The organism is Streptomyces sp. W16, assembly GCF_033194735.1.
Lineage (GTDB): Bacteria > Actinomycetota > Actinomycetes > Streptomycetales > Streptomycetaceae > Streptomyces.
Genome location: NZ_JAWOAI010000379.1, coordinates 1 through 10,008 on the forward strand (window position 1 = coordinate 1; position 10,008 = coordinate 10,008).

Here is a 10,008-nt window from a genome sequence, read left to right on the forward strand (position 1 = left end):
CAGCCGCCCGGTCCGTGGCCCGGGTGTGCGCCAACCCCGCCGCCGGACCCGCGAAGGCGCCGGCGGGCGCGGTGACCGTGGACCCCAAGGTGGTCGGCGACCTCGCGACGAAGACCAAGAACAGCCCCCCGAACACCACGTTCTGGCTCAAGCCGGGCACCCACAGGCTTGAGCGGGACCGCTACGCCCAGGTCATCCCCAAGAAGGGAGACCACTACCTCGGCGCGCCGGGCGCGGTGCTCGACGGCCGGAAGGTCAACCAGTACGCCTTCACCGGCAACGCCGCCGATGTCACCATCCGCTATCTGACCGTGCGGGGATTCGTCGCGCCGCAGGACGAGGGCGTCGTCAACCACGACTCGGCCGACGGGTGGGTGATCGAGCACTCGACGATCAAGGACAACGCCGGTGCCGGGCTGATGGCCGGGGCCCGCCAGCAGGTCCGCGCCGACTGTCTGCGCGACAACGGCCAGTACGGCATGAACGCCTACAAGGGCAACGGCCGTATCACCGGCCTGGTGGTCCAGGGCAACGAGATCGTCGGCAACAACACCGGTGACTGGGAGCGGAAGCAGAAGGGCTGCGGCTGCACCGGAGGCATCAAGTTCTGGGAGGTCGACGGCGCCGAGATCAGCGGCAACTGGGTGCACGACAACCGCGGCACCGGGCTGTGGGCGGACACCAACAACAACGACTTCCGTATCGAGAACAACGTGATCGAGGCCAACGACGGTGCCGCACTGATCTACGAGACGAGCTACAACGCGGTCATCCGGGACAACACGATCCGGCGGAACAACTGGGTCGAGGGCCGCAAGGCGGCCGACAGCGGCGACAACTTCCCTTACGCGACCGTCTACTTGTCCGAGTCCGGCGGCGAACCGCGGGTCCCGGCCCGCACCGACAAGATCGAGATCTACCGGAACGTGCTGGAGAACAACTGGTCCGGGATCACCCTGTGGGAGAACGCCGACCGGTTCTGCAACAGCCCGGCCAACACCTCGTCCGGTGACTGCACGCTGCTGGTGAAGAAGACGAGCACCTGCGTGAGACCGGCGATCGCCAAGGCGCCGCTGTACTCCGACTGCCGGTGGAAGACCCAGCGGGTGGACATCCACGACAACCGCTTCGTGCTCGACGAGTCCGTCGTCAAGTGCACGGAGATGTGCGACCGCATGGGGCTGCTGTCCAACTACGGCACCTATCCGGACTGGTCGCCCTACCACGGCGAAGGGGTGGCCGACGCGATCACCGAGAAGCAGCACAACAGCTGGCACGACAACGTCTACGTCGGGCCGTGGAAGTTCGTCGCCGAGGACCAGAGCAAGGTGCTCGACTTCGGGCAGTGGCAGACGGCGCCGTACCAGCAGGACAAGGGCAGCACCCTCGACCTGCAGGCCGGTGGTTGAGATGGGTGAGAACCTGACGCGCGGACCGGACACGGCGGGGACGCTGCCCGGCGCCGAAGCGGGCCCGGCCGGCACACCGAGGATCGTCGGGATCGTCTGGGGGCTGCTGGTCCTCAACACGCTCGGCTCGGCCGGGGCGAAGACCATCGTCCCGCTGCCCCGCTCCCTCATCCAGATGGTCACCATGGGCTCGCTGGTCGCCGCGTTCGCGCTGGCGCTCGCGGTCAACCAACGGGTGCGCGTCCGGTCCAGCGCCTACGTGCTGCTGCTCACCCTGCTGCTGGTGTCCAGCGTGATCTCCAGCGCGAGCCTGGAGTCCGGGATGGGCGCGCTGTTCCGCTGCTTCCGGCTGACTCTCTTCGTCGGCACCCTGTGGCTGCTCAGCCGCTGGTGGGACGGCAGCCTGACGTTCGTCCGCCACCACATCCGGGCGTACTTCGCGGTCCTCGGCTCGGTGGCCCTCGGCCTGGTCGTCTCCCCGGGCAAGGCCCTGCCCGGCCTCTACGGCGGACGCCTGGTCGGCGCGCTGTGGCCGCTCACCCCGCCGCAGATCGGGCAGTACGCGGCGGTCATCATCGGGCTCACCGTGCTGCTCGTCATCGGCAGACGGACCGACCGGACCAGCGCCGTGCTGGTCATCGTGCCCTCGCTGGTGCTGCTCGCGCTGACCCACACCCGGACGGCCACACTCGGCCTGCTCCTCGGGCTGACGCTGGCGATCGGCTCGCTCATGCTGAACAGCGCCGTGGCCCGCCGGTTCTTCACCTGGGCGGTGCTGATCTCCGTGGTGGCCGCGGTCGGCTTCGCCTCAGCGCTGCAGACGTGGTTCCTGCGCGGACAGAGCCAGGAGAACTTCTCCAGTCTCACCGGCCGGGCCAAGGTCTGGAACGCCCTGCTGGCCGAGCCCCGGTCGGCCGCGGAGAAGGCGTTCGGCGTGGGCCTGGGCGACAAGTCGTTCGGCGGGCTGCCGATCGACAACAGCTGGCTGGCCGTCTACAACGAACAGGGTCTGATCGGCGTCACCCTCGTCGCCGCGATCATCGTCGTGCTGGGCGGCGTCGCGCTGCTGCGCCCGCCGTCGCTGCAGCGGGCCTGCGCGATCTTCCTGATCAGCTACTGCGCGATCGCCTCGTACACCGAGGCCGGTCTCGGCGACGCCTCGCCCTATCTGCTCCATCTGGCCCTGGCCGCCTCGCTGTTGGCCGCACCCGCCCGGGCCGCTCCGCTCGCGCTGCCCGAAGCCCCTCGACGGCACGTCCCGCGCTGGGCCCGTAGATCGGAGGTGACCTGAGCATGCACGTTCTCGTGGTGCACAACCGCTACAACTCGGCACAGCCGAGCGGGGAGAACAAGGTCGTCGACCAGGAGGTGGAGCTGCTGCGTGCGGCCGGCCACCGGGTCGAGGTGTTCGAGCGGCGCAGCGACGACATCGGTGGCCGCTCCCTCCTCGGCAAGGTCGCGGTGCCGCTCCTGGTGCCGTGGAACCCGGCCGTGCGCACGGAACTCGCAGCCAAGCTGCGCGCCGAGCGGCCGGACGTGGTGCACGTCCACAACGTGTTCCCGCTCCTGTCGCCCGCGGTCCTCGCCGCCTGCGCCGACGCCGGAGTGCCCGCCGTCGCCACGCTGCACAACTACACCCAGGTCTGCCCGCCCGGCACACTCCAGCGGGACGGCCGGCCGTGCACCGAGTGCGTCGGCTCGACGCCGCTGCCCGCCGTCCGGCACGGCTGCTACCGCAACTCCCGCCTCGCGACCGTGCCGCTCGCGGTCAGCCTGTCGGTCAACCGGCGGCGGTGGTGGACCGGCGTGGAGCGCTTCCTCTGCATCTCCGCCGCGCAGCGCGACGTCCTGGTGAGCTCCGGGATGCCTGCCGAACGCCTCGCGGTGAAGCACAACTTCGTCCCGGAACCCGACGTCCGCCGGGACGGCGGGGGAGAGCAGCTGCTCTATCTCGGCCGGCTCGCGGAGGCCAAGGGCGTACGGCTGCTCATGGCCGCGTGGGACGAGGTCGCGGCGAGCGGAGGTGTGGGCGTCCCGCTCGTGATCGCCGGCACCGGGCCGCTGGAGAAAGAGGTGACCGCCTGGGCGGCCGGCCGGGACGACGTGCGCTACGTCGGCCTGCTGGACCCGGCGGAGTGCCGCAAGGCCATCGCACGGTCCGTCGCCGTGATCGCGCCCTCGACCTGGCTGGAGGCGTTCGGCCTGGTGGTCGTGGAGGCGATGGCGGCCGGGGTGCCGACCGTCGCCGCCGCTCACGGCGCCTTCGTCGAACTCGTCGAGGACGGCGTCACCGGGCTGCTGCACCAGCCGGGCGACGCTGCCTCGCTCGCGTCCGGCATCCGCCGGATCGCGGCCGACCCGGACCGCAACCGGGAGATGGGCGAGGCGGCCCGGCGCCGCTACGAGCAGGGATTCAGCCCGGCCGTCGGCCTGGAGCGCCTGCTGGAGGAGTACCGCACCGCGATCGCGGGACGGTCAGCACAGGCTCGCGGTGGGGACACCCACGCGAGCAGGGGGGATGGGGACAGCACATGACACGATGCCGACTCTGCGGCTCGGAAGCGATGGCGAGCGTCGTCGACCTTGGGGCGACACCGCCGTGTGAGAGCTTTCTCGCCGCGGACCAACTGGACCTGCCGGAACCGGCGTACCCGCTGCATCTGCGGGTCTGCACCGACTGCTGGCTGGCGCAGATACCGCCGCTGATCACGCCGGAGGAGACGTTCAAGGAGTACGCGTACTTCTCCTCGTTCTCGACCTCCTGGGTGGAGCACGCGCGCACCTTCGTCGACGGCGCGGTGGACCGCCTCGGCCTCGGCTCCGACGCCTTCGTGGTCGAGGTCGCGAGCAACGACGGCTACCTGCTGCGGCACGTGGTGGACCGGGGGATCCGCTGCCTGGGCATCGAGCCCTCGGTGAACGTCGGTGCCGCGGCGCGGGAGGCGGGTGTGCCCACGTTCACGGACTTCCTGAGCCCCGAGACCGGCTCCGCGGTCCGTGCCGAGCACGGCCCGGCGGACCTGGTCGTGGCCAACAACGTGTACGCGCACATCCCGGACGTGGTCGGGTTCACCCAGGGGCTGCGCGCCCTGGTCGCCGACGACGGCTGGGTCTCCATCGAGGTGCAGCACCTGCTGACCCTGATCGAGGAGAACCAGTACGACACGATCTACCACGAGCACTTCCAGTACTACACGGTCGCGTCCGCGATCCGGGCCCTCGCCAGCGGCGGACTCACGCTCGTGGACGTCGAGTTGCTGCCCACGCACGGCGGCTCCATCCGGCTGTGGTCCCGGCCGGCCGAGGTGGCGGGGGAGCCCTCGCAGCGGGTGGCCGACGTACTGGCCCGGGAAAAGGCCGCCGGGCTGCAGGAGTTGGCCGGGTACACCGAGTTCTCCGCCCGGGTCGCCAAGGTGCGCCGGGACCTGCTCCGGTTCCTCATCGACGCGGCCGAGCGCGGCGAGACCGTCGTCGGCTACGGCGCTCCGGGCAAGGGCAACACCCTGCTCAACCACTGCGGCATCCGCCCCGACCTGCTCGCCTACACGGTCGACCGCAACCCGTACAAGCACGGCCGGTTCACCCCCGGCACCCGCATCCCGATCCTGCCGCCCGAGCAGATAGCGGCCGACAAGCCGGACTACGTCCTCGTCCTCCCGTGGAACCTGCGGACCGAGCTGGTCGAGCAGTTGTCCTTCGTGCACGAGTGGGGCGGCCGGCTCGTCTTCCCCATCCCGGAACTCAGCATCGTCGAGGCGGCGCAGTCGAAAGAGGTCACAGCATGAAGGTCGTCCTGTTCTGCGGCGGTTACGGGATGCGCATGCGCAACGGAACCTCCGACGACGTCCCCAAGCCCATGGCGATGGTCGGGCCCAGACCCCTGATCTGGCACGTCATGCGCTACTACGCGCACTTCGGGCACAAGGAGTTCATCCTGTGCCTCGGCTACGGCGCCCACCACATCAAGAACTTCTTCCTCAACTACGAGGAGACCGCCTCCAACGACTTCGTACTGCGGGGCGGGCAGACCGAGTTGCTCTCCACCGACATCGCCGACTGGACGATCACGTTCGCGCAGACCGGCATCGAGTCTCCCATCGGGGAGCGGCTGCGCCGGGTGCGCCACCACCTGGACGGCGACGAGATGTTCCTCGCCAACTACGCCGACGTGCTCACCGACGCCCCGCTGCCGGAGATGATCGACCGGTTCGCCCAGCGCGACGCCGGCGCGTCGATGATGGTGGTCCCGCCCCAATCGTCGTTCCACTGTGTGGAGTTGGGCGAGGACGGTCTGGTGGGCGGCATCACCGCGGTGAGCGACATGCCGCTGTGGGAGAACGGCGGCTACTTCGTGCTCCGCCAGGAGGTCTTCGACCACATACCGGAGAACGGTGACCTGGTCGCCGACGGCTGCGCCCAACTGGCCAAGCGGGCACGGCTGGTGGCGCATCAGCACCGCGGCTTCTGGAAGCCGACGGACACCGTGAAGGAGCGGGCCGCGCTCGACGAGGCCTACACGCGGGGCCACCGCCCGTGGGCCGTGTGGGAGCGGGACAGCGCGGAGGTGCGTGCGTGATCAGGCTCGGAGCCGGCCGGCTCGACCGGATCGTCGTCGTGGGCGCCCACTGCGACGACATCGCCATCGGCGCCGGCGGCACCCTGCTGACGCTCTGTCAGGCACGCCCGGGCCTCCGCGTCGACGCGCTGGTGCTCTCCGGCGGCGGCAGCGAGCGCGAGCAGGAGGAACAGGCCGCGCTCACCGCCTTCTGCCCGGGCGCCGACCTGCGGCTGACCGTGCACAAACTGCCGGACGGCCGGCTGCCCGCGCACTGGGAGGAGGCCAAGGCCGCCGTCGAGGAACTCCGCGCACAGACGGAGCCCGAACTGGTCCTCGCGCCGCGCACCGACGACGCCCACCAGGACCACCGCGGCCTGGCCAAGCTGATCACCACCGCGTTCCGCGACCACCTCGTGCTCGGCTACGAGATCGTCAAGTGGGACGGCGACCTCGGCCGACCGGCGGCGTACCAGCCGCTGGAGACGGAGACCGCCGAACAGAAGGTCCGACTGCTGCAGGAGCACTACCCCTCGCAGCGGCACCGGCCCTGGTACGACCGGGAGGCCTTCCTCGGCCTCGCCCGGATCCGCGGTATCGAATGCCACGCGCGCTACGCCGAGGCCTTCGCCGTCACCAAACTCACGCTCAACCTGGGGGGTTGAACACCTTGCGCGTACTACTGACCGGACACCAGGGCTATCTGGGCACCGTGATGGCACCCGTCCTCACCGCCGCCGGACACGAGGTCGTCGGCCTCGACGCCGGCCTGTTCGCCGACTCCGTCCTCGGTCCGCAGCCCGCCGACCCGCCCGGGGTGCGGGTGGACCTGCGCGACATCACCGCCGAGCACGTGGCCGGGGTGGACGCGGTGATCCACCTGGCCGCACTGTCCAACGACCCGCTCGGCTCGCTGGCGCCGGAACTCACCTACGACATCAACCACCACGCGTCCGTACGACTGGCAAAACTGGCCCGTGACGCCGGAGTTCGGCGCTTCCTGTACGCGTCGACCTGCTCCGTCTACGGCGCCTCGGGCGGAGAGGGCCTGGTGACCGAGGACGCCCCGCTGCGCCCGGTGACGCCGTACGCGGAGTCGAAGGTGCGGGTCGAGGACGACGTACACGCGCTGGCCGATGACGACTTCACTCCGGTGTTCATGCGCAACGCCACCGCCTTCGGCTACTCGCCCCGGCTGCGCGCCGACATCGTGCTGAACAACCTGGTCGGCCACGCGCTCCTTTCCGGCGAGGTGCTGGTCCTCTCCGACGGCACCCCCTGGCGCCCGCTGGTGCACGCCGCCGACATCGCCCGCGCCTTCACGGCCGCGCTGACCGCGCCGCGCGAGGCGGTCCACGACCGGGCGTTCAACATCGGTAGCGAGATCAACAACGTCACGGTCGCCGAGATCGCCGAGCAGGTCGCCGAGGCGGTGCCCGGCGCGAAGGTGGTGATCACCGGTGAGAACGGCGCCGACCCCCGGTCCTACCGAGTGGACTTCTCCCGCTTCCGCGCCGCGATCCCCGACTTCGACTGCGAGTGGACGGTGAAGCGGGGCGCGCTCGAACTCGCCGACGCCTACCGGAAGTTCGGGCTGACCCGTGAGGCCTTCGAGCAGCGCTTCACCCGCCTCGCCGTGCTCAAGGCGGCCTCCGAGGCCGGCACCGTCGACGACACCCTGCGGTGGCGCCGATGACAGCGGTCGGCGAGGAGATGCACGAGCTGGTGGAGCGGCTGTACCCGCTGTGCCGGAGCATCACCGGCGACGGTGTGCGCGCCACCCTGGACATCGTCGGCGAGTACGTCCCGCTGCAGGTGCACGAGGTCCCGACCGGGACGCAGGTGCTCGACTGGACGGTTCCGCAGGAGTGGAACATCCGGGACGCGTACATCGCCGACGCCACCGGCCGGCGGGTCGTCGACTTCGCCGCGTCCAGCCTGCACGTGCTCGGCTACAGCGTCCCGGTGTCGCGGACCATGCCGCTCACCGAGCTGCGCGAACACCTGCACACGCTGCCGGACCACCCGAAATGGGTGCCGTACCGCACGAGTTACTACAAACCGGACTGGGGATTCTGCCTGGCCCAGGACACCCTGGACGCGCTGCCCGACGGCGAGTACGAGGTGCGCGTCGACTCCACCCTCGCGGACGGCCACCTCACCTACGCCGAGCATGTGGTCCCCGGACAGGTCGCCGACGAGGTCATCGTCTCCTGCCACACCTGCCACCCGTCGCTGGCCAACGACAACCTGGCCGGCATCGCGGTGGCCACATTCCTGGCCCGCGCGCTGGCACGGGAAACGCCGTACTACACCTACCGGTTCATCTACGCGCCCGGCACCATCGGGGCGATCACCTGGCTGGCCCGCAACGCGGAGCGGATCGAGCGGGTCAAGCACGGCCTTGTGCTCGCCTGCGCCGGCGACTCGGGCCAACTGACGTACAAACAGAGCAGGCGCGGTGACGCGGAGATCGACCGAGTGCTGCGGCACGTGCTTACCGCCTCCGAACGACCGCACCACATCAACGAGTTCACGCCGTACGGCTACGACGAGCGGCAGTACTGCTCACCCGGGTTCAACCTCGGCGTCGGGTCGCTCAGCCGGACCCCGTACGCCGGGTACCCCGAGTACCACACCTCGGCGGACAACCCGGACTTCGTCTCCCGGGAGGCGATGGCCGACACCCTCGCCGTCTGCCGCGAGGCGTTCACCGTTCTCGACCGCAACCGGCGGTACCTCAACCTCAGCCCTTACGGCGAACCCCAGCTGGGCCGGCGCGGGCTGTACGACGCGCTCGGCGGACGCAGTGACACCAAGCAGGCCCAGATGGCCATGCTCTGGGTGCTCAACCTCTCCGACGGCGAGCACAGTCTGCTGGACGTCGCCGAGCGGTCCGGGCTGCCGTTCGACACCGTCGTCGGCGCGGCCGATGCCCTGCACGAGGCCGGACTGATCAAGACATGACGCCGATGACCACCGACGGGGAGAATCCGCAGACCACGGCGAGACCGGCCCGGTCCGCCAAGCGGGCCCTCGTCGGCCGGCTCTCCTGGGGACTGGCCGACCAGGCGGCCTCCAGCATCAGCAACTTCGCGGTGGGCATCTATGTGGCCCGCTCGCTGGGGGTGACCGCGTTCGGCGTGTTCAGCCTCGCCTGGGTGACCTACGGCGTGGTGCTCAACGTCTCCCGCGGCCTGGCCACCGACCCGCTCGTGGTCCGCTTCAGCGGAGTGCCGGAGCCGTCCTGGCGCGGGGCGGTGGCCCGCTCGACGGGTACCGCGCTCTGCGTCGGCACGGCCCTCGGCGTGCTCTGCCTGGCGGCCGGACTCGGCCTCGGCGGCAGGGTCGGGCCCGCGTTCGCCGCCCTCGGTCTCATGATGCCGGGGCTGCTGCTCCAGGACGCCTGGCGGTTCTCGTTCTTCGCCGCGGGCAACGGGCGGAAGGCGTTCGTCAACGACATCGTGTGGGGCATCGCGCTCATCCCCGCCATGGTGGTGGCGGCCCATGTCGACACCGTGGCCGCCTTCGTGCTCGCCTGGGGCGCGTCCGCCACGGTGGCGGCGGCCTACGGCTGTATCCAGTCCGGCATCCGGCCCAGGACGGCACAGGCCCGCGGATGGCTGCGCGAACAGCGCGATCTCGGCTACCGGTACCTGGTCGAGAACGTCAGCCTCAGCGGCGCGAGCCAGCTCCGGGCGTACGGCCTCGGCGCGATCGTCGGAGTGAGCGCGGTGGGCGCGGTGCGCGGCGCCGAACTCCTCCTCGGCCCCTTCCTCGCCGTACTGATGGGGCTCTCGCTGGTCACCGTCCCCGAGGCGGCACGCGTCCTGCGACAGGCCCCGCAACGACTCGGCAGGTTCTGCCTCCTCCTCGGCGGAGGACAGGCCACCGGAGCGCTGCTCTGGGGCTCGGCGCTGCTGCTGATGCCGGGCAGGCTCGGCGAGTTGGCGCTCGGCGACGTCTGGCACTCCTCCTCGCACCTCATCGTGCAGATCACCCTCAGCGTCGCGGGCGCCGGCCTCGGCACCGGCGCGGCGGCCG

9 protein-coding genes are annotated in these 10,008 nt (G+C 70.6%); all 9 read left to right on the plus strand.

Features of this window, described 5'->3' with window-relative positions:
* The coding region (locus tag R6V09_RS36530; protein ID WP_317885771.1) for a right-handed parallel beta-helix repeat-containing protein at window positions 1-1,409 on the plus strand (1,409 nt) is incomplete at its 5' end.
* A gap of 1 nt (window position 1,410) precedes the next feature.
* Window positions 1,411-2,700 carry an O-antigen ligase domain-containing protein gene (locus tag R6V09_RS36535; RefSeq protein WP_317885772.1) on the plus strand — a complete coding sequence of 430 codons (1,290 nt, stop codon included), beginning with the start codon at window positions 1,411-1,413 and terminating at the stop codon, window positions 2,698-2,700.
* A 2-nt stretch (window positions 2,701-2,702) separates the two neighbouring features.
* Window positions 2,703-3,944: a glycosyltransferase family 4 protein gene (locus R6V09_RS36540; RefSeq protein WP_317885773.1), complete on the plus strand. Its 1,242-nt coding sequence runs from the start codon at window positions 2,703-2,705 to the stop codon at window positions 3,942-3,944.
* Entirely contained in the window at window positions 3,941-5,194 is a 1,254-nt protein-coding gene (locus R6V09_RS36545; RefSeq protein ID WP_317885774.1) for a class I SAM-dependent methyltransferase, read from the plus strand. Before R6V09_RS36540 ends, R6V09_RS36545 begins: the two co-directional genes overlap by 4 nt.
* Window positions 5,191-5,985, plus strand: coding sequence for a glucose-1-phosphate cytidylyltransferase (locus R6V09_RS36550; protein ID WP_317885775.1), 795 nt, complete (start codon window positions 5,191-5,193; stop codon window positions 5,983-5,985). Before R6V09_RS36545 ends, R6V09_RS36550 begins: the two co-directional genes overlap by 4 nt.
* Complete coding sequence (locus R6V09_RS36555; RefSeq protein WP_317885776.1) at window positions 5,982-6,629, plus strand: PIG-L deacetylase family protein; 648 nt, start codon at window positions 5,982-5,984, stop codon at window positions 6,627-6,629. The genes R6V09_RS36550 and R6V09_RS36555 overlap by 4 nt, the downstream gene beginning before the upstream one ends.
* Window positions 6,630-6,634: 5 nt before the next feature.
* Window positions 6,635-7,660, plus strand: coding sequence for an NAD-dependent epimerase/dehydratase family protein (locus R6V09_RS36560; RefSeq protein WP_317885779.1), 1,026 nt, complete (start codon window positions 6,635-6,637; stop codon window positions 7,658-7,660).
* Window positions 7,657-8,931 carry a DUF4910 domain-containing protein gene (locus tag R6V09_RS36565; RefSeq protein WP_442810214.1) on the plus strand — a complete coding sequence of 425 codons (1,275 nt, stop codon included), beginning with the start codon at window positions 7,657-7,659 and terminating at the stop codon, window positions 8,929-8,931. Before R6V09_RS36560 ends, R6V09_RS36565 begins: the two co-directional genes overlap by 4 nt.
* A partial coding sequence (locus R6V09_RS36570; RefSeq protein ID WP_317885778.1) for a hypothetical protein occupies window positions 8,928-10,008 on the plus strand: 1,081 nt, incomplete at its 3' end. The genes R6V09_RS36565 and R6V09_RS36570, both read left to right, overlap by 4 nt.